This is a genomic window from Bradyrhizobium erythrophlei, from assembly GCF_900142985.1.
In the GTDB taxonomy this organism is placed as follows: Bacteria; Pseudomonadota; Alphaproteobacteria; order Rhizobiales; family Xanthobacteraceae; genus Bradyrhizobium; species Bradyrhizobium erythrophlei_B.
The window spans coordinates 6,231,404-6,253,180 of the sequence record NZ_LT670849.1 but is presented as its reverse complement, the minus strand read 5'-3'; the positions used below and the strand labels follow the sequence as shown (position 1 = coordinate 6,253,180).

Sequence of the window (21,777 nt, the reverse complement as noted above, 5' to 3'; positions counted from 1 at the left end):
GGAGTAACGAGATCGGACCAAACCATATCCGGCATATGCGACCGTGCCTTGATAGTTTTTGCTTCTCGCGACATGGAATCGTGGTGACCGCTACCACGACGCCTTTTCATTCTTCCGGCGCGTGCTCGATCGGATCGAACCGGTCGGCCTCAAGGCCGAGCAGGTTCCAGGACTGCAGCATATGCGGCGGCAGCGGCGCTGTCGCATCGATCACGCCGCCGCGCGGATGCGGAATGACGATCCGGCGCGCCAGAAGATGCAGCCGGTTCTGCAAACCGCCCGGCAGCTCCCAGTTTTCCTTGTTGAAGTATTTGGGATCGCCAACGATGGCGTGATCGATATGGGCCATGTGAGCACGGAGTTGATGCGTTCGCCCGGTCACCGGCTTCAGCGACACCCAGGCAAGCTTTTGCGCCGACGTCTCCACGACCGCATAATAAGTAACGGCGTGGCTTGCGCCCTCATCGCCATGTTCGGCGATCCGCATGATCGAATCTTCCTCGCTCTCTTCCTTGGCGAGATAGGTCGAGATGCGGCCCTGCTTCGGCTTCGGCACGCCGGCAACCAGCGCCCAATAGATCTTGCGCGCCGAGCGATGGCGGAACGAACCGGTCAACGCACTCGCCGCGAAGCGCGTCTTCGCGACCAGCAGACAGCCCGAGGTTTCCTTGTCGAGCCGATGTACCAGCCGCGGCTTCTGCCCCTTGGCGTCGCGCATCACTTCCAGCATCTGATCGACATGCCGCGTGGTGCCGGAGCCGCCCTGCACCGCCAGCCCCGCTGGCTTGTTCAGCACCAGCACGTCGTCGTCTTCGTAAATCGTCATCTCCTTCAGCGCGGCGAGCGTCTTCGCGCCCGCCTCCGACAAGTGCGCCGTCGGGCGTGGCACATCGAGCTTCAGGGGCGGAATGCGGACGCTCTGCCCCTCTTCGAGGCGATCCTTGCTGTCGGCGCGCTTGCCGTTGACGCGCAACTCGCCTTTACGAACGATGCGCTGAATATGCGAGAACGACAGGCCGGGAAAACGCGCCTCGAGAAAACGATCGACGCGCATGTTGTTCTCATCGGCCGTGACCGGCACGGTCTGCACCTTTGTGGGCAGTAGCGCTGCTTCATCTTTGGGCTGTTCAGCGGCCGGTGCGGGTTTCGGCGCGCGCGGCGCCGATACCGCAAAACGCTTGGCGGGCTTGTTGCCCGGCCGGTGTCCGTGTGGCCGCCCTTCGGCCCCGCGGAACGGCCGCTCGCCCTTCGGGCGGTCAGCGGCATTGCGTTTCGGCAGCGGTTTTCGGGTACGGCGGCTCATGATGGTGACGGCTCCAGAACTAAGCCTTGGGTAGCGCAAATGCCGCGAATCGTCACGGCGAAATGAATACTAATGTGCAGCGGGATCAGCCATGTTGCGCTCGCTTGGGACGGTCAGGAGCGTTTTGGAATGCGAGCGAAATGGGCTTTGGCCGTGGTTGCGGCGGTCGCCGCCACAGGCGTATCGGCGGCCGAAAGCCCGATGCCGGCGGATATCGCCAAAAAACTCGCCGAGCTCGGCCGGGTCATTGACCCGGAGGCCACCGCCAAGCTCTACGCTCCCTTGCAGCCGACCGAGCCTTATTTCGGGGTCCGGATCGAGCGCGACCTGAAATACGGCCCAGCCGCGCGAAACCTGCTCGACATCTTCATGCCGCAGAACGTGACATCCGGCCGGCCGGTGCTGATCTTCGTCCACGGCGGCGCTTTCATCGGCGGCAACAAGCGGCGGACGCCCGAGAGCCCATTCTACGACAACATCATGTTGTGGGCGGTGAAGAACGGCTTCATCGGCGTCAACATGACCTACCGCCTGGCGCCGCAGTTTCCCTGGCCGGCGGGCGCCGAGGATGTCGCATCCGCCGTCGAATGGGTCTCGAAGGAAATTGCCGAGCGTGGCGGCGACCCCCAGCGCATCTATCTGATGGGTCATTCCGCCGGCGCCATGCATGTTGCAAGCTACGTGTCGCATCCGGAATTCTACAAGGTGAAGAACGGCGGTGTGAGGGGCGCGATCATGGTCTCTGCGCTCTATGACCTGACCGCAGCGCCGCTCAACGATCCCGAGAAGGCCTATTTCGGCGGCGACGCATCGCACTACGCGAGCGAGTCCTCACTGCCGGGGCTCCTGAAGACCACCCTCCCGCTGATGGCGGTGAGTTCGGATCTCGATTTGCAAGGTTTCGTGAAGCAGCTCGAGCTTTTCAAGGAAGCAACTTGCAAGCGGCCCTCAGGCTGCGCGCGCACCGTGATGCTGCCGCAGCACAACCATATGTCGGAAGTCTATTCGATCAACACCGCGGATACGCGTCTGACAGATCAGATCCTGGAATTCGTCAAGGCTGGGAAATAGAGCACTAGAACAGCCGCACCTGGATAGAGGTTCCGACCATTTTCGCCAAGCCGGAATCTGTCGCGTTCTGCATCTGCTGCGGGAATTTCGTCTTCAGCACGTTCTCGACTTCCTTGCGCAACGTGCCATTGCTGTCAGCCGACACGACCGCCACCGAGCCCGCGGCAAGATGGCTGGCGTCGCTCAACTCCGTGAAATCGGTATAGACGGCGTTGGCGCTATAGCCCTGCTGGAGCAGATAAGTCTGCATCTGCACGGCGACATCCTTGCGGTCCTCCGTATAGAGCAAAACGACGACCTTGTTGCTGTTCGGGCTTGGTGCCGCTGCCGCGGCCGCAGTCGCGGCGGTGCCGCCAGCCTTTTCGAGCGCGCTCACGCGGCGGCGCAGTTCCTCGATCTGGCCATTGAGCTTGCCGCCCTGCGCACCGAAATCGCTCTTGATCTGCTGCGTCTGGGTCTGCAACTGCTCCTTGACGAAGCTGATTTCCGTATTGCCGTTCTTGATCGTCAAGTTGACGATGGTCGGGGCGACACAGAGCAAAGCCGCGACACCGAGCACGATCGCTGCGCCATTGGGAATGTTGGGATTGTTGTAGATTCCCCGCGCCAGCACGCCGATCAGACAGAGGCCGGCGACAAGCGGCACCACGACAATAGCCGTCATCAACCATAGATTGTCCATGGGATGCCCCCAACTTTAATGGCATACCATAGGACTATCCGAAAAAGATGTCAGCCGTTTCCTCGCTCGCGCCGCAGCTTCGCCCAATAGTCCAGCCGCTTGCGGATTTCGCGTTCGAAGCCGCGTTCGGGCGGATCGTAAAACGTCTGCCGTCCGAGCGCGTCGGGGAAATAATCCTGTCCGGAGAACGCGTCAGGCGCATCGTGGTCGTACGCGTAGCCGTCGCCGTAACCTTCCTGCTTCATCAATTTGGTCGGCGAATTCAGGATGTGCTTTGGCGGCAACAGTGAGCCGCCTTCCTTCGCGGTTCGCATCGCAGCCCCAAACGCTCGGTAGGCGGCATTCGATTTCGGCGCGGTAGCGAGGTAGATCACGGCTTGCGCGATCGCGAGTTCGCCCTCGGGCGATCCGAGAAAATCGAAGGCGTCCTTGGCGGCGTTGCAGATCACAAGCGCCTGCGGATCGGCAAGCCCGATGTCTTCCACCGCCATCCGCACCACCCGCCGCGCCAGGAACAGCGGGTCTTCGCCCGCATCAAGCATGCGCGCGAGATAATAAAGCGCGGCATCGGGATCCGAGCCGCGCACCGATTTATGCAGCGCCGAGATCAGGTTGTAATGGCCGTCGGCCGACTTGTCGTAAATGGGGGCGCGGCGTTGCAGGATCGTTTGCAGTTGCGCCGCATCGAAGATTTCGCCGCCGCGCGCCGAACGCCAGACTTCCTCGGCGAGCGTCAGCGCGGCGCGGCCGTCACCATCAGCCATCCGCACCAGCACGGCACGCGCCTCCGCATCGAGCGGCAGTTTTCGCTCCTCGATCTTCTCGGCATGGACGAACAGCTTTTCGATCGCGTTCGCGTCAAGCGAATGGAACACCAGCACGCGGGCGCGCGACAACAACGCCGCATTGAGCTCGAACGACGGATTTTCGGTGGTGGCGCCGACCATTACGACGGTGCCATCCTCCATGACCGGCAGAAACGAATCCTGCTGCGCGCGATTGAAACGGTGGACCTCGTCGACAAAGAGCAGCGTCCCCGTGCCGGTCTCGCGCCGCGCGCGCGCGGCATCGAACGCCTTTTTCAGATCGGCGACGCCGGAGAACACCGCAGAGATCTGCTCGAAATGCAGTTCGGTTGCGTCCGCCAACAACCGCGCCACGGTGGTCTTGCCGGTGCCGGGCGGGCCCCAGAAAACCAGCGAGCCGAGCGTGCGCGTCTCCAGCATCCGCGTCAGCGCGCCGTCCGGTCCCAGGATGTGATCCTGCCCGACGACCTCGCCGAGCGAGCGCGGCCGCATCCGGTCCGGCAAGGGATGCGGCGCATCCTGCGCGAGCCCCGCCGCGGCGAAGAGGCTTGCGCCTTCCTGTTTGGGTTTTCGGCTCATCCGCCGAGCGTGGCGTTGATCTGCTGGCCGCCGCGCATCATCTGGATCCGCCAGAGCCGCGAGCCGGCGCGCGTGACCTTTTCGAGGTCGCTGGTCCTGGCAATCTTCTGGCTGTTCACGGACACGATGATGTCGCCCTTCTGGAAGCCGACGCCGGCCGCGGTCGAGTCGTCGGCAATGTCGGTGACCACCACGCCCTCGGTATCGGAATCCAGATGCAACTCGTCGGCAACCGCCGGCGAGATGTTGGCAACCTTGGCGCCCTGGAACGGCGAGCGGGTGGTCAGCACGATTTCGTCGCGGCCACCGTCGGGCGCGGTCTCGAGCGGCACCGAGAGTTTGGCGGACCGGCCGCCGCGCTGGATCTCGATCTCGGCCGTGCCACCGAGCGGACGGGTCGCAAAGCGATAGTCGAACGCGTTGGGGTCATCGATCGCCTGCCCTTCGACGCCAACGATCAGATCGGAGAGTTTGAGCCCGGCGCGCGCCGCGGGACTGCCGGAAACCACGTTCGCCACGAGCGCCCCGCTCGGCCGCTTCAGGCCGAGCGTCTCGGCGATTTCCGGCGTCACCGCCTGCAACCGCGCGCCCAACCACGGCCGCTTCACCGCCTTGCCGCCGCTCCGCGCCGAGGCCACCACCACGCGCACCATGTTGGCCGGAATCGCAAAACCGATGCCTTGCGAGCCGCCGGAGCGCGAGAAGATTGCTGTATTGATGCCGGCAAGCTTGCCGGTCATGTCGACCAGCGCGCCGCCCGAATTGCCGGGATTGATCGCCGCATCGGTCTGGATGAAGAACTGATAGTCGGTGATGCCGACCTGCGTGCGCGCCAAGGCCGAAATGATGCCGTGGGTGACGGTCTGCCCGACGCCGAAGGGATTGCCGATCGCGAGCACTACGTCGCCGACCTGCAATTCGTCGGAATTGGCAAAATCCAGCGTCGGGAATTTTTCGTGGACGTCCTTCAGATGCAGCACCGCCAGATCGCTGCGGGAATCCTTCAGGACGATCTCGGCCTCGAACTCGCGCTTGTCGGACAGCGAGACCTTCACCTGATCCGCGCCTTCGATGACGTGGTTGTTGGTCACGACGAGGCCGGACGAATCGACCATGACGCCGGAGCCGAGCGAGCGCTGCATCTGCTCGGGCTGCTGGCCGGGCACGCCGAAGAAACGGCGGAAGATCGGATCATCCAGCAGCGGGTTGTGATTCTGGACGACCTTGGCGGCATAGACATTGACCACCGCCGGCTGCACCCGCTGCACGATCGGCGCGTAAGAGAGCCTCAGCTCCGCCGCCGAGGACGGGACCCGCCGCTCCTGCGCCAGCGCACCGCCAGCGAACAATACGGAGATCAAGAGAGCAGGCAGCAGACGGGGCGAGATCATGCAAAATTCCCAGAAATTCATAAGCAACGATTGGAACGCGACGCCGTCAGGCCGCCGCTTCCGCGATCTTGTGCTCCGGCGCACAAGACAGCCTGCTCTGATGGCTCTCGCCCCAGGCCTTCAGCGTATCGATCACGGGCCGCAAGCTCTCACCGATCTCCGACAGCCGATAATCAACCCGCGGCGGCACTTCGGCATACACCTTGCGAATGATCAGCCCGTCATCCTCGAGCGCACGGAGCTGCTTAGTCAACATCCGCTGGGTAATCCCCGGCATCCGCCGCCGCAACTCACCAAAACGTTGCGTGCCGTTTTGCAGATGAAAGAGGATCACCCCTTTCCATTTGCCGTCGATCAGGTCGAGGGTGGCTTCGACGGCGCACCCCGGCCGGCGACCAAAATTGCGTCGTTTCATGCTGGATTCGTCCATTAGTATCCAAACAGGGACTATATCCCCGAAATTACAGTACTTGCCAAGATCGTGCCAGCGGGACAAGTAGGCGCTAATGAACTTGAGGAGCGCGTGACCATGAAAGCCGTCGGATACAAAAAATCCCTCCCCGTCGACGCAGCAGACGCCCTGATCGATTTCGAGGCGGCAAAGCCCGAGCCCAAGGGCCGCGACATCCGCGTCGCGGTGAAGGCGATTTCCGCCAACCCCGTCGATTACAAGGTCCGCAAGCGCGCCGCCCCGCCGGAGGGCGAATTCAAGATCTTAGGGTACGACGCCGCCGGCGTCGTCGACGCAGTCGGGCCCGAGGTGACGCTGTTCAAGCCTGGCGACGAGGTCTTTTACGCCGGCTCGATCCAGCGCCAGGGCACCAATTCGGAATTTCATCTGGTCGATGAGCGGATCGTCGGGGCCAAGCCGAAGTCCCTCTCCTTTGCCCAGGCCGCTGCCCTGCCGCTGACCTCGCTCACCGCCTGGGAGCTGCTGTTCGATCGTCTCGGCGCAGTTCCGGGCAAAAGCGTCGATCCGCGCACGCTGCTGGTGATCGGCGGCGCCGGTGGCGTCGGCTCGATCATGATCCAGCTCGCGCGCCGGCTGACCGGGCTTACGGTTATCGCGACCGCCTCGCGGCCGGAATCGCAGAAATGGTGCCTCGATCTTGGCGCGCATGCCGTCATCGACCATGCGCTGCCGCTGAAGGAGCAGATCGAGAAGCTGAAATTCCCGCCGCTCGCTTTGGTCGCAAGCCTCACCAATACCGAACAGTACTACAAGCAACTCGCCGACGTCATGGCGCCACAGGGCCGCTACGGCCTGATCGACGATCCCGCCGAATTCAATGTCGCGGCCTTCAAGGGCAAATCGATTTCAGTGCATTGGGAATCGATGTTCACCCGCTCGTCGTTCCAGACGCCGGACATGATCGGCCAGCACAACCTGCTCAACGACGTCGCCGACCTCGTCGACAAGGGCGTGCTGCGGACGACGCTTGGCGAGAGTTTTGGGGTGATCAACGCGGCCAACCTCAAGCGGGCGCACGCGCTCCTGGAGAGCGGCAAGTCGCGCGGCAAGATCGTGATGGAGGGATGGTGAGTTTCAGCACCACTTCCGTCGTCCCCGCGAAAGCGGGGACCCATAACCACAAGCTCTAATAATTTCGAGGGCGGTCAACCAGACTGCCTTATCGATGCATCACGCGGTATGGGTCCCGGCGTGCCCCGTCATCACTGCGGCATTCGCCTTCGCCGAACCTTTTTGATACTCACGCGTCGCGGTGGTCATGCCGCCGCCGGGCATCTCCATCGACATGCCGTCCGGCTTCTTGCCCTGCCGGCCGTCTAGGTCGATCAGCAGCGGCATCAGGCGTTGAAAGGCCTGGTCGGCCCGCGCGGGAGCGGCCGCCCAGAGCACCGGCAGCGCCAGCAGCAATGAAAAGACGATGATGCGCGATTTCGCCATTGGCTTTCCCCGTTTGGTCCAGCATAGCGGTCGATGGCGAACCGGAAAAGACACTGGCCTCGCGAAAAAAGGCGGCGGACCAGCCGGAGGTAACGCGATCTTTCAGGCGATGGTATCGACGATTCCGCCCTCGGCACGGAGCGCCGCGCCGTTGGTAGCGGAGGCCTCTTTTGAGGCGACATAGACCACCATATTGGCGATCTCGTCGGTGCTCGCGAAGCGTTGCAGCAGCGAAGCCGGGCGGTGCTGCTTGACGAACTGGCTAGCTGCTTCCGCTTCCGACTGGCCGTTCTGTTTGGCCAGGTCTTTCACGAAGGTTTCCACGCCCTCGGACATCGTCGGCCCCGGCAGGACCGAGTTGACGGTGACGCCGGTGCCGCGCGTCAGCTTGGCCAGCCCGCGCGAGATGGCGAGCTGCGCGGTCTTGGTGGTGCCGTAGTGGATCATTTCGGTCGGAATGTTCAACCCGGACTCGGACGAGATAAAAACGATGCGGCCCCAGTTGCGCTTGAGCATGCCTTGCAGGTAAGCGCGCGACAGCCGCACACCCGACATCACATTGACCTCGAAGAAGCGGCTCCAGTCCTCGTCTGGAATTTCAAAGAAATCCTTCGGCTCGAAGATACCGGCATTGTTGATGAGGATGTCGACGTCAGGGAGCGCCGCGATCAATTCCTTGCAGCCTGCGGCGCTCGAGACATCGGCGGCGATGTCGCGGACCTTGCCGCCCGGGACGGCTTTGGTCAGCTTCGCCACGGCCTCATCGACCCTCGCCTTGCTGCGCCCGTTGACCACGACGCTCGCGCCCGATGCCGCAAGCCCCTTGGCGACCGCATAGCCGATGCCGGCCGTCGAACCCGTGATCAGCGCCGTCTTTCCGGAAAGATCGATTTTCATGGGGCGTCTCCATCCATCCAAAACGTTTTCGAGCGAAGTGGGTACCGGTTCGCGTGAAGAAAACGCGTCAAAACTAAAAGCTCTACATGAAGATATTGGGCGCAAGGTCCCCAACGGCAATCGGCGCGCGACGACTGGCTGCCAATAAAAACGGCGCCCGAAGGCGCCGTTTTTGAACCGAGTCTGAGCCGGGCGCGTTACGCCGCCTCGGCTTCCTTTTCCTGCACCGGGCCCGAGTCAAGGCCCTTGGCGTCGACGTCGCGATCGACGAACTCGATCACGGCCATCGCGGCGTTGTCGCCGTAGCGGAAGCCGGCCTTGATGATGCGGGTGTAACCGCCGTGGCGGTCCGCATAGCGCTTCGCCAGCACGTCGAACAGCTTCTTGACCTGATCGAGGTCGCGCATTTCGGAAATGGCCTGGCGGCGCATGGAAAGCCCGCCCTTCTTGCCGAGCGTGACGAGCTTCTCGACGATCGGGCGCAATTCCTTGGCCTTTGGCAGCGTGGTGACGATCTGCTCGTGCTTGATCAGCGCGGCCGCCATATTGGCGAACATCGCGCGGCGATGCTCGGCGGTGCGGTTGAGCTTGCGGTGAACCTTGCCGTGACGCATGAAACTAATTCCTTCTCTTCAGTTGTCGCGACGGTTCGTCCGACATGTGCTCAGGTGGGCCGCCTGCGTTCGCCCGTAAAAAAGCGCGGTCGTCAGACCGCGCTCGTCTTGCTCAGTAGTGATCCTCGAAGCGCTTGGCGAGCTCGTCGATATTCTCCGGCGGCCAGCCCGGCACTTCCATGCCGAGGTGCAGACCCATCTGGGCCAACACTTCCTTGATTTCGTTGAGCGACTTGCGGCCGAAGTTCGGCGTGCGGAGCATTTCGGCTTCCGACTTCTGCACGAGATCGCCGATGTAGACGATGTTGTCGTTCTTCAGGCAGTTGGCAGAGCGAACCGACAGTTCAAGCTCGTCCACCTTCTTGAGGAAGGCTGGGTTGAAGGCGAGATCCGGGATGATCTCCTGGGTAACTTCCTTGCGCGGCTCTTCGAAGTTGACGAACACGTTGAGCTGGTCTTGCAGGATGCGCGCGGCATAGGCCACCGCGTCCTCCGGCGAAATCGCGCCGTTGGTCTCGATCGACATGGTGAGCTTGTCGTAGTCGAGAATCTGGCCCTCACGGGTGTTCTCGACCTTGTAGGAGACCTTGCGCACCGGCGAAAACAGGCTGTCGACCGGGATCAGGCCGATCGGCGCGTCTTCGGGGCGGTTGCGCTCGGCAGCGACATAACCCTTGCCCGAAGAGACCGTAAACTCCATGCGGATTTCCGCGCCGTCATCGAGCGTACAGATCTGAAGATCGGGGTTGAGCACGGTGATGTCGCCGACCGTCTGGATGTCGCCGGCGGTCACAGCGCCCGGACCCTGCTTCTTCACGACCATGCGCTTGGGGCCTTCGCCCTGCATCTTGATCGAGATGTCCTTGATGTTGAGCACGATGTCGGTGACGTCTTCACGGACGCCTGCGATCGAGGAGAACTCGTGCAGCACGCCGTCGATATGCACCGACTGCACCGCTGCGCCCTGAAGCGAAGACAACAGGATGCGGCGAAGCGCGTTGCCGAGCGTCTGACCGAAGCCGCGCTCGAGCGGTTCGGCCACCAGGGTCGCAAAGCGGGTCGCATCATGACCCGCAGTCACCTGGAGCTTGTTCGGCCGGATCAGTTCTTGCCAATTTTTCTGGATCGTCACTGTTTTCACCCATGGGCCAGTTGACTGGGGGAGGTCACTGGCGTTGGAGATCTCGCGGAATAGTCCGCGGCTTGCAAACTCTCAAAAACATCGCGGGCGAAAACCGCCCGCGCCTTCAAATCATCAAACCCGCCGGCGCTTGCGCGGACGGCAACCATTGTGCGGGATCGTCGTGACGTCGCGGATCGAGGTCACGGTGAAGCCCGCTGCCTGCAGCGCACGAAGCGCCGATTCACGGCCCGAACCGGGGCCGGCAACTTCAACTTCCAGCGTGCGCATGCCGTGTTCCTGCGCCTTCTTGGAGACGTCTTCTGCGGCGACCTGCGCGGCGTAAGGGGTCGACTTGCGCGAACCCTTGAAACCCATCGTACCCGCCGACGACCAGGCAATGGTGTTGCCCTGCGCATCGGTGATGGTGATGGTGGTGTTGTTGAACGACGAATTCACGTGCGCCACGCCGGAGGCGATGTTCTTGCGCTCACGGCGACGTACGCGGGTGGCATCCTTGCCCATTACTTAAGACCTTTCCTGACGATATCAACGCCGCCGTAACGCCAGCGGCTACACCTCAAGGAGCGAAAGGCGAATAACTATTCGCAGCCCGCTCCCTGCCAATTTGCAAACTTACTTCTTCTTGCCGGCGATCGACTTGGCCGGTCCCTTGCGCGTGCGCGCATTGGTGTGGGTGCGCTGACCACGCACCGGCAGTCCGCGGCGATGACGCAGGCCGCGATAGCAGCCGAGGTCCATCAGACGCTTGATGTTCATGCCGACTTCGCGACGAAGATCACCCTCGACCAGATAGTCGCGGTCGATCACTTCGCGGATTTGCAGCACTTCCTGGTCGGTCAACTGGCTGACACGACGGTCAACGGGAATCTTGACCTTCTCGATGATGTCGGCCGCATTCTTCTGGCCGATGCCATGGATGTATTGAAGCGCGATCAGCACGCGCTTGTTGGTCGGGATATTCACACCGGCAATACGGGCCACGAACTTCTCTCCTGTCGCCGCTGTGCTTCAAAGCAAGACGCGGCCATTTCTCTTTCGAAAGCGCAATCGCGCCATGTCTTCATTGGTGCGTGATCTTTGTCGCGAAAACCGGTTTGCCGCTTTCGCCGATCATGCTCCGTCTCGGGCAGGTGTTCACAAACGCGAACACGACGCCCTCCCCCACCATCATTGGGGCCTGGCATCGTTAAGAACTATCCGACTTGGATGCGGGCTTATTAAAGGATTGAAGCGGGTTTCGTCAACCGCCTCCAAGCCTTAAGCCCGCCGTTTCCCAGCCTTTTTCGCAACCTTTCTGGCAGCCTTGCGCGCGCCCATGACAGCCCGTTTCCGGGCCCCCGAGACCGCCCTGGCGGCAGGTTTTTTGACCGCTTTTTTGGCACCGGCCTTCTTGGGGGCCTTCCTGGCAGCCTTGGGACCCGCTTTGACGGCCTTCCTGGCTCCGCCCGAGGGCTTTTTGGCCGATTTTGACGTTCGCTTCGCCGCCGGCCTGGCCGGCTTTTTGGAAACCTGACGGTCATTTTTGGGTTCCACCGCGCCGATGGCGTGCAGAATGCGGTCGATTTCGTGGGTGACGTGCTCGATGGTCATCATGCCATCAACGGTCAGCAACTTGCGGCGCTCGGAATAGTAGTGAATCAGGGGCTCGGTCAACGCCCGGTAGCTTGCCAGCCGCTTGACCAGAACTTCCGCCGTATCGTCGACCCGTACCTCTTCGCCGCGCGCCCTCATTTCGGCCACCCGGGTCTCGACCCGTTGCAGCAGCGCGCTCTCATTGACTCGCAATTCGATCACAGCGTCGAGCTTGAGCCGCTTTTTCCGGAGCAGATCGTCCAGCGCCTCGGCTTGCGGCACGGTGCGCGGGAAGCCATCGAGGATAAACCCCCTGGCGGCGTCCGGCTGATCCAGCCGGTCGGAAATGATGCCGATGACGATCTCGTCCGGCACGAGCCCGCCGCCCGCCATGATGTCCTTGGCCTTCAGCCCCACCGGCGTCTGGGCGGCAACGGCGGCACGCAGCATCTCGCCCGTGGAAAGCTGAAGGATGCCATAGCGGTGGATCAACCGCTGGGCTTGCGTTCCCTTGCCGGAGCCCGGCGGCCCAAGAAGAATTATTCTCATCGTTTGTTTCGCCCCCCTTGAAGCCCGGCGGATTCCTGAAAGTGAACCGCGCGCCGCACCTCGTCCTTGTTCGAGCCTGATTCTGCCCAAACGTCTTTAGCATCTGTTGCAGGAGAATCCGGCACCCGGCTTGTGGAAACGCAAACCTACGACGACGGATCGTGCTTTCCGGCGTGCATCACGGCACAGCCGCGATTCAAAATCAATCACGCAAGGTCTGCGTCCGTCGCAACGCAGCGCAAAAAAGCGCTTAGCGCCGGCGACCGCGCAGTTTCGACTTTCGGATAAGCCCTTCATATTGATGGGCCAGCAGATATCCCTGGATTTGCGCCACCGTATCCATGGTCACGCTGACTACGATCAGAAGCGACGTTCCGCCGAAGTAGAACGGCACCGAGGCGTAGGAAATCAGGATCTCCGGAATCAGACAGACGATCGCGAGGTAGACCGCACCCAGCACCGTGATGCGCGACAGCACGTAATCGATATATTCGGCGGTGCGCTCGCCCGGACGGATGCCCGGAATGAACCCGCCGTGCTTCTTGAGGTTGTCGGCGGTCTCGGTCGGGTTGAACACGATCGCCGTGTAGAAGAACGCGAAGAACACGATCAGCGCGAGATAAAGAATCAAAAACAGCGGACGGCCGTGGCCGAGCTGGGTCGTGATCCATTGCAGCCACTCGGGTCCATGACCGGCGTTGAAATTGGCGACCGTGGTCGGCAGCAGCAACAGCGAGGAGGCAAAGATCGGCGGAATGACGCCCGACGTATTCAGCTTCAGCGGCAGATGCGAGGACTGGCCTTCGAACATCTTGTTGCCGACCTGGCGCTTCGGATACTGGATCAGGAGCCGCCGCTGCGCGCGCTCCATGAATACGATGAAGGCGATCACGGCGACCGCCATGATGATCACGACCAGAATGAGACCGGTGGACAGCGCGCCCTGACGGCCGAGTTCCAGCATGTTGGCGAGTGCCGACGGAAGCTCCGCGACGATGCCGGACAAAATCACGAGCGAGATGCCGTTGCCGATGCCGCGCGAGGTGATCTGCTCGCCGAGCCACATCAGGAACATGGTGCCGCCGGTCAGCGTAATCGCGGTCGAGAGGCGGAAGAACATGCCGGGGTCGGTGACGACATTGCCGGCGCCTTCAAGGCCGACCGCGATGCCGTAAGACTGGAACGCGGCCAGAATCACGGTGAGATAGCGCGTGTACTGGTTCAGCGTCTTGCGGCCCGCCTCGCCTTCCTTCTTCAGCGCCTCGAGCTGCGGCGAGACCGTGGTCAGGAGCTGGATAATGATCGAGGCCGAAATATACGGCATGATGTTCAGTGCAAAGATCGCCATGCGGTGGATGCCACCGCCGGCGAACATGTTGAACATGCCGAGAATGCCGCCCGCCTGCGACTTGAACACCTGATCCCAGATGTTGGGATCGATGCCGGGCAGCGGAATGTAGGTGCCGAGGCGGTAGACCAGCAGCGCGCCGAGCGTGAACCAGATTCGCTTCTTCAGCTCATCGGCCTTGGCGAAGGCGCCGAAGTTGATGTTGGACGCCAGTTGTTCTGCTGCTGAAACCATCTTTAAGGCTTTCTCCCGCCGCCTTTAGCCCCGCGTCCGCCCCGATCAGGCCGGACGCGCAGCATTATTTGGTGTTCCGCGGCGATAAGTCCATTGCCAGCCCGGCGATTTGGCGACGCCGGCGCGAGCGATGACGCAGATGTTACGCCGCCTCGCCTTCGTCGTTGACCACCGGCGCCAGGATCTTCACCGAACCGCCGGCCTTCTCGACCGCAGCGATCGCCGACTTGGACGCGCCGTGGACTTCGATATTGAGCTTGGCCTTGAGTTCGCCGCGGCCGAGCAGCCGCACGCCGTCCCGGGAACGCCGCAGCACGCCGGCCTTCACCAGCGATTCAGCCGTAACCGTGTCCTTGGCGTCGAGCAGCTTGGCGTCGATCGCCTCCTGAAGCCGATCGAGATTGATCTCGACGAATTCGAGACGGAAGATGTTGTTGAAGCCACGCTTCGGCAGGCGGCGATGCAGCGGCATCTGGCCGCCCTCGAAGCCCTTGATGCGCACGCCCGAACGCGCGGTCTGGCCCTTGCCGCCGCGGCCCGAAGTCTTGCCCTTGCCCGAGCCGATGCCACGGCCGACGCGCATCCGCTTTTTGCGGGAGCCGGCGTTGTCGGCGATATCGCTGAGCTTCATGGTGTGATTCCTTATCTCTTACTTCTCGCCGACGACGCGAACGAGATGCTGAACCTTGGCGATCATGCCGCGAACTTCAGGGGTGTCCTGAAGTTCGGTCACGCGGCCGATCTTGTTGAGATTCAGCCCGACCAGCGTCGCACGCTGCGAATGGTGGCGGCGGATCGGGCTGCCGGTCTGCTCGACCTTGATCGTCTTTGCGGCCTTGGCCATCGTCTAAAACTCCGTAGCGCGCCGATAAGCGCGGATTGTTTAATCAGCAGCCGCTTCGGCGTCGCCGCCGACCCGGCGCGACTGCAAGGTCGAGACCTTGATATTGCGGCGAGCCGCAACCGAGCGCGGCGAATCCTGGTGCTTCAGCGCATCGAAGGTCGCGCGAACCATGTTGTAGGGGTTCGACGAGCCGATCGACTTCGCCACCACGTCCTGGACGCCGAGCGTCTCGAACACGGCGCGCATCGGGCCGCCGGCGATGATGCCGGTACCGGCCGGCGCGGCGCGCAGGTAGACACGGCCCGCGCCGTGGCGGCCGGCAATGTCGTGATGCAGCGTGCGGCCTTCGCGCAGCGCCACGCGCGTCAGGTTGCGCTTGGCGGCGTCGGTTGCTTTCCGGATCGCCTCCGGCACTTCGCGGGCCTTGCCGTGGCCGAACCCGGCCCGGCCCTTCTGGTCGCCGATGACGACCAGCGCCGCAAAGCCGAAGCGCTTGCCGCCCTTGACCACCTTCGCCACACGGTTGATGTGGACGAGCTTGTCGACGAACTCGCTGTCACGCTCCTCGCGATCTTTCCGGTCGCGTCCGCCGCGTTCGCGTTCACCTGCCATGGTGTTTTCCAATCCTTGAGAGGCCTAGCGCCCCTGTCCTCGTGTAAACCTTAGAAGCTCAATCCGCTTTCGCGCGCAGCATCCGCGAGCGCCTTGACGCGGCCGTGATAGAGATAGCCGCTGCGGTCGAACACGACCTCCTTGACGCCGTTCTTCACGGCGCGCTCGGCGAGCAGCTTGCCTACGGCCTTCGCCGCATCAATGTTCGCGCCGGTCTTGCCGCTGTCGCGCATCGCCTTTTCCAGCGACGAGGCCGAAGCCAGCGTCTCGCCCTTCTGGTCGTCGATGACCTGGGCATAGATGTGCTTCGACGAGCGGAACACCGACAGACGCGGACGACCGCCTCCGGAGCGGCGCAACGCCATCCTCACGCGCTGCTTGCGCCGGGCATTCGTAGCTTTCATTCTCGACATGACCGGCTCCGTTACTTCTTCTTGCCTTCCTTGCGGAAGATGAATTCGTCGGCGTACTTCACGCCCTTGCCCTTGTAGGGCTCCGGCGGACGATAGCTGCGGATTTCGGCTGCGACCTGGCCGACGCGCTGGCTGTCATTGCCGGTAATCGTGATCTCGGTCGGCTTGGGCACGGCGATCGTGATGCCTTGCGGGATCGGATAGACCACGTCGTGGCTGTAACCAAGCGCGAGCTGCAGGTTCTTGCCCTGCAACGCGGCGCGATAGCCGACGCCGTTGATCTCGAGCTTCTTCTCAAAACCCTTGGTGACGCCGAGCACGAGATTGGCGACCTGCGCACGCGCCGTGCCATACAGCGCGATGGCGCGGTTGGTCTCGTGGCGCGGCGCCACTTTCACCTGGCCGTTCTCGAACTTTACCTCGACATCGTCGTGCACGATGAAGGAGAGCTCGCCTTTCGGCCCCTTCATCTTCACGGTCTGCCCCTGGACGGTTGCGGTAACGCCCGAGGGGATCGTCACAGGCCTTTTGCCGATACGTGACATCGTTTTCTCCTTAGAACACCGTAAAGAGAATCTCGCCGCCCACGTTCGCCTCGCGCGCTTCGTGGTCAGCCATGATTCCCTTCGGCGTCGACAACACCGAAATGCCGAGCCCGTTGTTGACGCGCGGCAGGTTCTTCACCGAGGCGTAAACGCGACGCCCGGGCTTGGACACCCGCTCGATCTCGCGGATCACGGGCTCGCCGTCGAAATACTTCAGCTCGATCTCGAGCTCGTTGCGTCCAGAGGAATGCTCGACGCTGGCGTAGCCACGGATGTAGCCTTCCGTCTTCAGCACCTCGAGCACGTTGGCGCGCATCTTCGAGCCGGGGCTCGAGACCTTGGACTTCGAACGCATCTGCGCGTTGCGGATGCGGGTGATGAGATCGCTGATCGGATCGTGCGTTGACATGGACCGACCCTCCTTACCAGCTCGACTTCACGAGCCCGGGAACCAGGCCCTTGGAGCCGAGTTCACGCAGCGCGATGCGGGATAGCTTGTTCTTGCGATAGTTCGAGCGCGGACGGCCGGTCAGTTCGCAACGGTTGCGAATCCGGGTCGGCGACGAATTGCGCGGCATCTCGGCGAGCTTCAACGTCGCCGCGAACCGCTCTTCCATCGGCTTGGTCTTGTCGGCGATGATGGCCTTCAGCTTCGCGCGCCGCGGAGCGGCGTTCTTCGACATCCGCTTGCGCCGGTTGTTCTTCTCGATTGAACTCTTCTTTGCCATGCCTGGCTCCTTCTGGTTCCGCGTTTGAGAGGCTGTTTCAGCGTCTCACTGCCGGAACGGGAAATTGAATGCGGTCAACAATGCCCTAGCTTCTTCATCGTTGCTCGCGGTGGTGCACACCGTGATGTCCATGCCCCACGATTCACCCGACTTGTCGAAGTCGATTTCGGGGAAAATGATGTGTTCCTTGATGCCGAGCGAATAGTTGCCGCGGCCGTCGAAGCTCTTCGGGTTGAGACCACGGAAGTCGCGCACGCGGGGCAGCGCCACGGTCACCAGACGATCGACGAATTCGTACATCTTGGCCTTGCGCAGCGTGACCTTGCAGCCGATCGGCTGGTTTTCACGCAGCTTGAAGGTCGAAATCGCGATGCGCGAATAGGTCACAACCGCCTTCTGGCCGGCGATCAACGACAGGTCGGCGGCGGCAAGTTCCGCCTTCTTGCGGTCGTTGACGGCTTCGCCCACGCCCATGTTGAGCACGACCTTGTCCAGACGCGGCACCTGCATCGAGTTGGCGTAGCCGAACTGCTCGGTCATCGCGCCGCGGATGCGCTTGTCATAGTCCGCGCGCAGGCGCGGAGTGTATGCGGTCTCAGCCATCGATCTCTGCTCCCGAGCGCTTGGCGATGCGTACCTTGGTGCCATCCGCCTGAATCTTGAAACCTATGCGGGTCGGCTTGCCGTCCTTGCCGACGATCGCGATGTTGGACAGGTTGATCGGCGCCTCTTTCGAGATGATGCCGCCTTCCTGGTTCTGGGTCTGCTTCTGGTGGCGCTTGACGAGGTTGACGCCGCGCACCAGCGCCTTGTTCTCGTCGGGACGCACCTCGAACACCTCGCCGGTGCGGCCCTTGTCGCGGCCGACCAGCACGACGACCTTGTCGCCTTTCCGGATCTTGGCAGCCATCACAGCACCTCCGGCGCGAGCGAAATGATCTTCATGTGATTCTTGGCGCGCAGCTCGCGCGGCACGGGCCCGAAGATACGGGTGCCGACCGGCTCGGCCTGGTTGTTGATCAGGACGGCGGCGTTGCGGTCGAAGCGGATGACCGAGCCGTCGGGACGGCGGATGTCCTTGCGGACCCGCACCACCACGGCCTTCATCACGTCGCCCTTCTTCACCTTGCCGCGCGGAATCGCTTCCTTGATCGATACGACAATGATGTCGCCCACGGTGGCGTAACGGCGCTTGGAACCTCCGAGCACCTTGATACACATGACACGGCGTGCGCCTGAATTGTCGGCCACGTCGAGGTTGGTCTGCATCTGAATCATTGATGCACCTCGTCCTCTTTCTGCTTGCGCAAAGTCGCGCTTAAAATTTTCCTGACAAGTCGTTGCCCGGCTGGGCCAGGCTTCAACATCTCAGGCCGTTTTCTGATGTTCGCCCCGGACCACGGTCCAGCGCTTCAATTTCGAGATCGGCTTGCTCTCTTCGATCCACACGGTATCGCCCGGCTTGAACTCATTGCCCTCGTCGTGCGCGTGGTAGTTCTTGGAGCGGCGGATCGTCTTCTTGTAGATCGGATGGGTGAAGCGGCGATCGACGCGCACCACAACCGTCTTGGCTTGTTTGTCGCTGACGACCACGCCTTGCAGTTGACGTTTCGGCATTGGCCTATCCCTTACTTCTTCTTGGCGCGCGCTTGCGCGGCGACCGTCTTGATACGGGCGATATCGCGGCGCGCTTCACGCATCCGCGAGGTGTTTTCCAGCTGCCCCGTGGCGCGCTGGAAGCGCAGGTTGAAGCGCTCCTTTTTCAGATTGAGGACGGCGTCGTCCATCTGGTCGGGGCTCATCGCGCGGATATCGGCAGTCTTCATCTCAGCCATGGCGCTGTTCCCTATTCCGCAATGCGCGCGACGAAGCGCGTCTTGATCGGCAGTTTGGCGGCGGCGAGCGAGAGCGCTTCCTTGGCGGTCTGCACCGTCACGCCATCGATTTCGAACAGCACGCGGCCGGGCTTGACGCGAGCGACCCACAATTCAGGCGTACCCTTGCCGGAGCCCATGCGCACTTCGGCCGGCTTCTTCGACACCGGAACGTCCGGGAATACGCGGATCCAGACCCGGCCGGCGCGCTTCATGTGACGGGTTAGCGCGCGGCGGGCGGCCTCGATCTGACGCGCCGTGACGCGCTCGGGCGCCATCGCCTTCAGGCCGTACTGGCCGAACGACAACGTCGCGCCCGAAGTCGCGGTGCCGTGGATGCGGCCCTTATGCGCTTTCCGGAACTTCGTTTTCTTTGGTTGCATCATGGCGTTAAGCCCTCAAACCTTCCGTAACTTCTTAGGCCGCAGCGTTATCGCGACGGGGCGGACGTCCGCTCTCGCCTTCGGCCATCTTCTTGTCCTGGGCCATCGGATCGTGCTCGAGAATCTCGCCCTTGAAGATCCAGACCTTGACGCCGCAGGTGCCGAAGGTCGTGAACGCGGTCGCTACGCCATAATCGATGTCGGCGCGAAGCGTATGCAACGGCACGCGGCCTTCGCGGTACCACTCCATGCGCGCGATTTCGGCGCCGCCCAGACGACCCGAGCAGTTGATGCGGATGCCTTCGGCGCCCAGACGCATCGCCGACTGCACGGCGCGCTTCATGGCGCGGCGGAACGCGACGCGGCGCTCGAGCTGCTGGGCGATCGATTCGGCGACCAGGGTCGCATCGAGTTCGGGCTTGCGGATTTCGACGATGTTGATGACGACGTCGGAATCCGTGATGTCGGCGACTTTCTTGCGCAGCTTGTCGATGTCGGCGCCCTTCTTGCCGATCACCACGCCCGGACGCGCCGAGTGAATGGTGACGCGGCACTTCTTGTGCGGGCGCTCGATCACGATCTTGGCGACAGCCGCCTGCTTGAGCTCCTTGTGCAGGATCTCGCGGATCTTGACGTCCTCGTGCAGCAGCTTGCCGTACTCGTTCTTGCCGGCAAACCAGCGGGAATCCCAAGTCCGGTTGATGCCGAGACGCAGCCCGATCGGATTGATTTTCTGACCCATCGTATTCTCCCGCGCCCTTAAGCGCTCGCCTCGACCTGACGAACCACGATCGTCAGTTGCGAGAACGGTTTGAAAACCCGACCCGAACGGCCACGGCCGCGCGGGGCAAAACGCTTCATCACGATGCCGTTGCCGACATGCGCCTCGGCGACGACGAGATCGTCGACCTCGAGGTCATGGTTGTTTTCGGCGTTGGCGATTGCCGATTCCAGGCACTTCTTGACGTCGACCGCGATCCGCTTGCGCGAGAACTGCAGGTCCGCAAGCGCCGCCGATGCCTTCCTGCCGCGAATCAACTGCGCAACAAGATTGAGCTTCTGCGGGCTGACCCGCAGCATCCTGGCGACCGCCTTGGCCTCGTTATCGGCGAGGCTCCGTTCGCGCTTTGGTTTGCTCATCGCTTAATCCTCAAGCCTTCTTGGCTTTCTTGTCGCCCGAATGGCCGTGGAAGGTCCGCGTCGGCGAGAACTCGCCGAACTTGTGACCGACCATTTCCTCGTTCACCGAGACCGGCACGTGCTTCTGGCCGTTGTAGACGCCGAACACCAGGCCGACGAACTGCGGCAGGATGGTCGAGCGACGGCTCCAGATCTTGATCACGTCATGACGGCCTGACGCACGTGCGGCGTCTGCCTTCTTGAGCAGCGATCCCTCAACAAACGGGCCTTTCCAGACTGAACGAACCATTGTCCGGCGTTCCTTACTTCTTCCGCTTGTGGCGGCTAATGAGAATGAATCGGTTGGTCGACTTGTTCGACCGCGTCTTCTTGCCCTTGGTCGGCTTGCCCCACGGAGTGACCGGGTGGCGGCCGCCCGAGGTGCGGCCTTCGCCGCCGCCGTGCGGGTGATCGATCGGGTTCATCGAAACACCGCGGTTATGCGGTTTGCGGCCAAGCCAGCGATTACGGCCGGCCTTGCCGATCGAGATGTTCATGTGGTCGGGGTTCGACACCGCGCCGATGGTGGCGGTGCAGCGGCCGTGAACCAGGCGCTGTTCGCCGGAGTTCAGGCGAACGATCACGTAGTCCTGGTCGCGGCCGACGACCTGGGCGTAGGTGCCGGCCGAGCGTGCGAGCTGGCCGCCCTTGCCGATCTTCAGTTCGACATTGTGGACGATGGTGCCGACCGGCATGTTGCCGAGCGGCATGACATTGCCCGGTTTCACGTCGACGTAGTTGCCGGCGACGACGGTGTCGCCAACGGCGAGCCGCTGCGGCGCCAGGATGTAGGCCTGGGTGCCGTCGGTATACTTCACCAGCGCAATGAAGGCGGTGCGGTTCGGATCGTATTCCAGCCGCTCGACGGTGGCGGGCATATCGACCTTGGTGCGCTTGAAGTCGACGACGCGGTAGGCCTGCTTGTGGCCGCCGCCGCGGAAGCGCACCGTGATGCGGCCGGTCGCGTTGCGGCCGCCCGAGGAGTGCTTGCCCTCGGTCAGCGTCTTGACCGGCTTGCCCTTGTAGAGGGTCGAACGATCGACCATCACCAGCTGGCGCTGGCCCGGCGTCGTTGGATTGAATGTTTTAAGTGCCATGAC

At 62.5% G+C, this 21,777-nt stretch carries 32 protein-coding genes; 2 read left to right on the top strand and 30 right to left on the bottom strand.

Annotation, left to right across the window (positions count from 1 at the left end; genetic code table 11):
* Positions 1 to 106: 106 nt before the first annotated feature.
* Complete coding sequence (locus BUA38_RS29900) at positions 107 to 1,303, bottom strand: RluA family pseudouridine synthase (RefSeq protein ID WP_072823652.1); 1,197 nt, start codon at positions 1,301 to 1,303, stop codon at positions 107 to 109.
* A gap of 129 nt (positions 1,304 to 1,432) precedes the next feature.
* Here BUA38_RS29900 and BUA38_RS29895 point away from each other — a divergent pair, with 129 nt between their 5' ends.
* Positions 1,433 to 2,374, top strand: coding sequence for an alpha/beta hydrolase (locus BUA38_RS29895; RefSeq protein ID WP_072826541.1), 942 nt, complete (start codon positions 1,433 to 1,435; stop codon positions 2,372 to 2,374).
* Between the two features lie 4 nt (positions 2,375 to 2,378).
* Here BUA38_RS29895 and BUA38_RS29890 read toward each other — a convergent pair whose 3' ends face one another.
* The 4 genes from BUA38_RS29890 to BUA38_RS29875 are packed head-to-tail and all read right to left on the bottom strand — an operon-like array spanning position 2,379 to position 6,247.
* Positions 2,379 to 3,056 (bottom strand): hypothetical protein, encoded by a 678-nt coding sequence (locus BUA38_RS29890; RefSeq protein ID WP_072823650.1) that lies wholly within the window; start codon positions 3,054 to 3,056, stop codon positions 2,379 to 2,381.
* Positions 3,057 to 3,106: 50 nt separating this feature from the next.
* The gene (locus BUA38_RS29885) at positions 3,107 to 4,441 is read right to left on the bottom strand and encodes a replication-associated recombination protein A (RefSeq protein WP_072823648.1); all 1,335 of its coding nucleotides are present in this window, start codon (positions 4,439 to 4,441) and stop codon (positions 3,107 to 3,109) included.
* The gene (locus tag BUA38_RS29880) at positions 4,438 to 5,832 is read right to left on the bottom strand and encodes a DegQ family serine endoprotease (RefSeq protein WP_072826540.1); all 1,395 of its coding nucleotides are present in this window, start codon (positions 5,830 to 5,832) and stop codon (positions 4,438 to 4,440) included. Before BUA38_RS29880 ends, BUA38_RS29885 begins: the two co-directional genes overlap by 4 nt.
* 46 nt (positions 5,833 to 5,878) lie before the next feature.
* Positions 5,879 to 6,247 (bottom strand): winged helix-turn-helix transcriptional regulator, encoded by a 369-nt coding sequence (locus tag BUA38_RS29875; protein WP_072826539.1) that lies wholly within the window; start codon positions 6,245 to 6,247, stop codon positions 5,879 to 5,881.
* Positions 6,248 to 6,361: 114 nt separating this feature from the next.
* Here BUA38_RS29875 and BUA38_RS29870 point away from each other — a divergent pair, with 114 nt between their 5' ends.
* Entirely contained in the window at positions 6,362 to 7,375 is a 1,014-nt protein-coding gene (locus BUA38_RS29870) for a zinc-binding alcohol dehydrogenase family protein (RefSeq protein ID WP_072823646.1), read from the top strand.
* A gap of 99 nt (positions 7,376 to 7,474) precedes the next feature.
* Here BUA38_RS29870 and BUA38_RS29865 read toward each other — a convergent pair whose 3' ends face one another.
* The 25 genes from BUA38_RS29865 to rplB all read right to left on the bottom strand — a co-directional run bounded on the left by BUA38_RS29865 (position 7,475) and on the right by rplB (position 21,774).
* Positions 7,475 to 7,741: a hypothetical protein gene (locus BUA38_RS29865; RefSeq protein ID WP_072823645.1), complete on the bottom strand. Its 267-nt coding sequence runs from the start codon at positions 7,739 to 7,741 to the stop codon at positions 7,475 to 7,477.
* A 102-nt stretch (positions 7,742 to 7,843) separates the two neighbouring features.
* On the bottom strand, positions 7,844 to 8,638 hold the full coding sequence (locus tag BUA38_RS29860; protein ID WP_072823643.1) for an SDR family NAD(P)-dependent oxidoreductase: 795 nt from the start codon (positions 8,636 to 8,638) through the stop codon (positions 7,844 to 7,846).
* A 197-nt stretch (positions 8,639 to 8,835) separates the two neighbouring features.
* Positions 8,836 to 9,252, bottom strand: a complete 417-nt coding sequence (gene rplQ, locus BUA38_RS29855) for a 50S ribosomal protein L17 (protein ID WP_072823641.1) — start codon at positions 9,250 to 9,252, stop codon at positions 8,836 to 8,838.
* Between the two features lie 112 nt (positions 9,253 to 9,364).
* On the bottom strand, positions 9,365 to 10,393 hold the full coding sequence (locus tag BUA38_RS29850) for a DNA-directed RNA polymerase subunit alpha (protein ID WP_172806114.1): 1,029 nt from the start codon (positions 10,391 to 10,393) through the stop codon (positions 9,365 to 9,367).
* 114 nt (positions 10,394 to 10,507) lie between these two features.
* The gene (gene rpsK / locus BUA38_RS29845; RefSeq protein WP_072823637.1) at positions 10,508 to 10,897 is read right to left on the bottom strand and encodes a 30S ribosomal protein S11; all 390 of its coding nucleotides are present in this window, start codon (positions 10,895 to 10,897) and stop codon (positions 10,508 to 10,510) included.
* 111 nt (positions 10,898 to 11,008) lie between these two features.
* Entirely contained in the window at positions 11,009 to 11,377 is a 369-nt protein-coding gene (gene rpsM, locus BUA38_RS29840) for a 30S ribosomal protein S13 (RefSeq protein WP_072823635.1), read from the bottom strand.
* 276 nt (positions 11,378 to 11,653) lie between these two features.
* Entirely contained in the window at positions 11,654 to 12,517 is an 864-nt protein-coding gene (locus BUA38_RS29835) for an adenylate kinase (protein ID WP_072823633.1), read from the bottom strand.
* 250 nt (positions 12,518 to 12,767) lie between these two features.
* On the bottom strand, positions 12,768 to 14,099 hold the full coding sequence (gene secY, locus BUA38_RS29830) for a preprotein translocase subunit SecY (RefSeq protein WP_072823631.1): 1,332 nt from the start codon (positions 14,097 to 14,099) through the stop codon (positions 12,768 to 12,770).
* Positions 14,100 to 14,241: 142 nt separating this feature from the next.
* Positions 14,242 to 14,730 (bottom strand): 50S ribosomal protein L15, encoded by a 489-nt coding sequence (gene rplO, locus BUA38_RS29825; RefSeq protein WP_072823629.1) that lies wholly within the window; start codon positions 14,728 to 14,730, stop codon positions 14,242 to 14,244.
* 18 nt (positions 14,731 to 14,748) lie between these two features.
* Positions 14,749 to 14,943 (bottom strand): 50S ribosomal protein L30, encoded by a 195-nt coding sequence (gene rpmD / locus BUA38_RS29820; RefSeq protein ID WP_072823627.1) that lies wholly within the window; start codon positions 14,941 to 14,943, stop codon positions 14,749 to 14,751.
* 39 nt (positions 14,944 to 14,982) lie between these two features.
* Entirely contained in the window at positions 14,983 to 15,555 is a 573-nt protein-coding gene (gene rpsE / locus BUA38_RS29815; protein ID WP_072826538.1) for a 30S ribosomal protein S5, read from the bottom strand.
* Positions 15,556 to 15,605: 50 nt separating this feature from the next.
* Entirely contained in the window at positions 15,606 to 15,968 is a 363-nt protein-coding gene (rplR, locus tag BUA38_RS29810) for a 50S ribosomal protein L18 (RefSeq protein WP_072823625.1), read from the bottom strand.
* An 11-nt stretch (positions 15,969 to 15,979) separates the two neighbouring features.
* Complete coding sequence (rplF, locus tag BUA38_RS29805; protein WP_072823623.1) at positions 15,980 to 16,513, bottom strand: 50S ribosomal protein L6; 534 nt, start codon at positions 16,511 to 16,513, stop codon at positions 15,980 to 15,982.
* Positions 16,514 to 16,523: 10 nt separating this feature from the next.
* Positions 16,524 to 16,922 (bottom strand): 30S ribosomal protein S8, encoded by a 399-nt coding sequence (gene rpsH / locus BUA38_RS29800; protein WP_072823621.1) that lies wholly within the window; start codon positions 16,920 to 16,922, stop codon positions 16,524 to 16,526.
* 13 nt (positions 16,923 to 16,935) lie between these two features.
* Entirely contained in the window at positions 16,936 to 17,241 is a 306-nt protein-coding gene (gene rpsN / locus BUA38_RS29795; protein ID WP_072823619.1) for a 30S ribosomal protein S14, read from the bottom strand.
* Positions 17,242 to 17,286: 45 nt separating this feature from the next.
* A complete protein-coding gene (gene rplE, locus BUA38_RS29790; RefSeq protein ID WP_072823618.1) occupies positions 17,287 to 17,844 on the bottom strand; it encodes a 50S ribosomal protein L5 in 558 nt (185 codons plus the stop codon).
* The gene (gene rplX, locus BUA38_RS29785) at positions 17,837 to 18,151 is read right to left on the bottom strand and encodes a 50S ribosomal protein L24 (RefSeq protein WP_072823616.1); all 315 of its coding nucleotides are present in this window, start codon (positions 18,149 to 18,151) and stop codon (positions 17,837 to 17,839) included. Before rplX ends, rplE begins: the two co-directional genes overlap by 8 nt.
* Positions 18,151 to 18,519 carry a 50S ribosomal protein L14 gene (rplN, locus tag BUA38_RS29780; RefSeq protein WP_072823614.1) on the bottom strand — a complete coding sequence of 123 codons (369 nt, stop codon included), beginning with the start codon at positions 18,517 to 18,519 and terminating at the stop codon, positions 18,151 to 18,153. Before rplN ends, rplX begins: the two co-directional genes overlap by 1 nt.
* 90 nt (positions 18,520 to 18,609) lie before the next feature.
* On the bottom strand, positions 18,610 to 18,858 hold the full coding sequence (gene rpsQ / locus BUA38_RS29775; protein WP_072823612.1) for a 30S ribosomal protein S17: 249 nt from the start codon (positions 18,856 to 18,858) through the stop codon (positions 18,610 to 18,612).
* Between the two features lie 11 nt (positions 18,859 to 18,869).
* Positions 18,870 to 19,076, bottom strand: a complete 207-nt coding sequence (gene rpmC / locus BUA38_RS29770) for a 50S ribosomal protein L29 (RefSeq protein ID WP_072823610.1) — start codon at positions 19,074 to 19,076, stop codon at positions 18,870 to 18,872.
* Between the two features lie 11 nt (positions 19,077 to 19,087).
* Positions 19,088 to 19,501: a 50S ribosomal protein L16 gene (gene rplP / locus BUA38_RS29765; RefSeq protein WP_072823608.1), complete on the bottom strand. Its 414-nt coding sequence runs from the start codon at positions 19,499 to 19,501 to the stop codon at positions 19,088 to 19,090.
* A 31-nt stretch (positions 19,502 to 19,532) separates the two neighbouring features.
* Positions 19,533 to 20,240: a 30S ribosomal protein S3 gene (rpsC, locus tag BUA38_RS29760; RefSeq protein WP_072823607.1), complete on the bottom strand. Its 708-nt coding sequence runs from the start codon at positions 20,238 to 20,240 to the stop codon at positions 19,533 to 19,535.
* 17 nt (positions 20,241 to 20,257) lie between these two features.
* Positions 20,258 to 20,638 carry a 50S ribosomal protein L22 gene (gene rplV, locus BUA38_RS29755; RefSeq protein ID WP_072823605.1) on the bottom strand — a complete coding sequence of 127 codons (381 nt, stop codon included), beginning with the start codon at positions 20,636 to 20,638 and terminating at the stop codon, positions 20,258 to 20,260.
* Positions 20,639 to 20,648: 10 nt separating this feature from the next.
* Positions 20,649 to 20,927: a 30S ribosomal protein S19 gene (gene rpsS, locus BUA38_RS29750; protein ID WP_027536815.1), complete on the bottom strand. Its 279-nt coding sequence runs from the start codon at positions 20,925 to 20,927 to the stop codon at positions 20,649 to 20,651.
* A 13-nt stretch (positions 20,928 to 20,940) separates the two neighbouring features.
* On the bottom strand, positions 20,941 to 21,774 hold the full coding sequence (gene rplB, locus BUA38_RS29745; RefSeq protein ID WP_072823603.1) for a 50S ribosomal protein L2: 834 nt from the start codon (positions 21,772 to 21,774) through the stop codon (positions 20,941 to 20,943).
* Between the last annotated feature and the right edge of the window lie 3 nt (positions 21,775 to 21,777).

Bases quoted from the DNA above. Each gene is read 5' to 3' on its own strand.
- BUA38_RS29900 (WP_072823652.1), bottom strand. From the start codon at position 1,303: ATGAGCCGCCGTACCCGAAAACCGCTGCCGAAACGCAATGCCGCTGAC.
- BUA38_RS29895 (WP_072826541.1), top strand. From the start codon at position 1,433: ATGCGAGCGAAATGGGCTTTGGCCGTGGTTGCGGCGGTCGCCGCCACA.
- BUA38_RS29890 (WP_072823650.1), bottom strand. From the start codon at position 3,056: ATGGACAATCTATGGTTGATGACGGCTATTGTCGTGGTGCCGCTTGTC.
- BUA38_RS29885 (WP_072823648.1), bottom strand. From the start codon at position 4,441: ATGAGCCGAAAACCCAAACAGGAAGGCGCAAGCCTCTTCGCCGCGGCG.
- BUA38_RS29880 (WP_072826540.1), bottom strand. From the start codon at position 5,832: ATGATCTCGCCCCGTCTGCTGCCTGCTCTCTTGATCTCCGTATTGTTC.
- BUA38_RS29875 (WP_072826539.1), bottom strand. From the start codon at position 6,247: ATGAAACGACGCAATTTTGGTCGCCGGCCGGGGTGCGCCGTCGAAGCC.
- BUA38_RS29870 (WP_072823646.1), top strand. From the start codon at position 6,362: ATGAAAGCCGTCGGATACAAAAAATCCCTCCCCGTCGACGCAGCAGAC.
- BUA38_RS29865 (WP_072823645.1), bottom strand. From the start codon at position 7,741: ATGGCGAAATCGCGCATCATCGTCTTTTCATTGCTGCTGGCGCTGCCG.
- BUA38_RS29860 (WP_072823643.1), bottom strand. From the start codon at position 8,638: ATGAAAATCGATCTTTCCGGAAAGACGGCGCTGATCACGGGTTCGACG.
- rplQ (WP_072823641.1), bottom strand. From the start codon at position 9,252: ATGCGTCACGGCAAGGTTCACCGCAAGCTCAACCGCACCGCCGAGCAT.
- rpsK (WP_072823637.1), bottom strand. From the start codon at position 10,897: ATGGGCAAGGATGCCACCCGCGTACGTCGCCGTGAGCGCAAGAACATC.
- BUA38_RS29835 (WP_072823633.1), bottom strand. From the start codon at position 12,517: ATGAGAATAATTCTTCTTGGGCCGCCGGGCTCCGGCAAGGGAACGCAA.
- secY (WP_072823631.1), bottom strand. From the start codon at position 14,099: ATGGTTTCAGCAGCAGAACAACTGGCGTCCAACATCAACTTCGGCGCC.
- rplO (WP_072823629.1), bottom strand. From the start codon at position 14,730: ATGAAGCTCAGCGATATCGCCGACAACGCCGGCTCCCGCAAAAAGCGG.
- rpmD (WP_072823627.1), bottom strand. From the start codon at position 14,943: ATGGCCAAGGCCGCAAAGACGATCAAGGTCGAGCAGACCGGCAGCCCG.
- rpsE (WP_072826538.1), bottom strand. From the start codon at position 15,555: ATGGCAGGTGAACGCGAACGCGGCGGACGCGACCGGAAAGATCGCGAG.
- rplR (WP_072823625.1), bottom strand. From the start codon at position 15,968: ATGTCGAGAATGAAAGCTACGAATGCCCGGCGCAAGCAGCGCGTGAGG.
- rplF (WP_072823623.1), bottom strand. From the start codon at position 16,513: ATGTCACGTATCGGCAAAAGGCCTGTGACGATCCCCTCGGGCGTTACC.
- rpsH (WP_072823621.1), bottom strand. From the start codon at position 16,922: ATGTCAACGCACGATCCGATCAGCGATCTCATCACCCGCATCCGCAAC.
- rpsN (WP_072823619.1), bottom strand. From the start codon at position 17,241: ATGGCAAAGAAGAGTTCAATCGAGAAGAACAACCGGCGCAAGCGGATG.
- rplE (WP_072823618.1), bottom strand. From the start codon at position 17,844: ATGGCTGAGACCGCATACACTCCGCGCCTGCGCGCGGACTATGACAAG.
- rplX (WP_072823616.1), bottom strand. From the start codon at position 18,151: ATGGCTGCCAAGATCCGGAAAGGCGACAAGGTCGTCGTGCTGGTCGGC.
- rplN (WP_072823614.1), bottom strand. From the start codon at position 18,519: ATGATTCAGATGCAGACCAACCTCGACGTGGCCGACAATTCAGGCGCA.
- rpsQ (WP_072823612.1), bottom strand. From the start codon at position 18,858: ATGCCGAAACGTCAACTGCAAGGCGTGGTCGTCAGCGACAAACAAGCC.
- rpmC (WP_072823610.1), bottom strand. From the start codon at position 19,076: ATGGCTGAGATGAAGACTGCCGATATCCGCGCGATGAGCCCCGACCAG.
- rplP (WP_072823608.1), bottom strand. From the start codon at position 19,501: ATGATGCAACCAAAGAAAACGAAGTTCCGGAAAGCGCATAAGGGCCGC.
- rpsC (WP_072823607.1), bottom strand. From the start codon at position 20,240: ATGGGTCAGAAAATCAATCCGATCGGGCTGCGTCTCGGCATCAACCGG.
- rplV (WP_072823605.1), bottom strand. From the start codon at position 20,638: ATGAGCAAACCAAAGCGCGAACGGAGCCTCGCCGATAACGAGGCCAAG.
- rpsS (WP_027536815.1), bottom strand. From the start codon at position 20,927: ATGGTTCGTTCAGTCTGGAAAGGCCCGTTTGTTGAGGGATCGCTGCTC.
- rplB (WP_072823603.1), bottom strand. From the start codon at position 21,774: ATGGCACTTAAAACATTCAATCCAACGACGCCGGGCCAGCGCCAGCTG.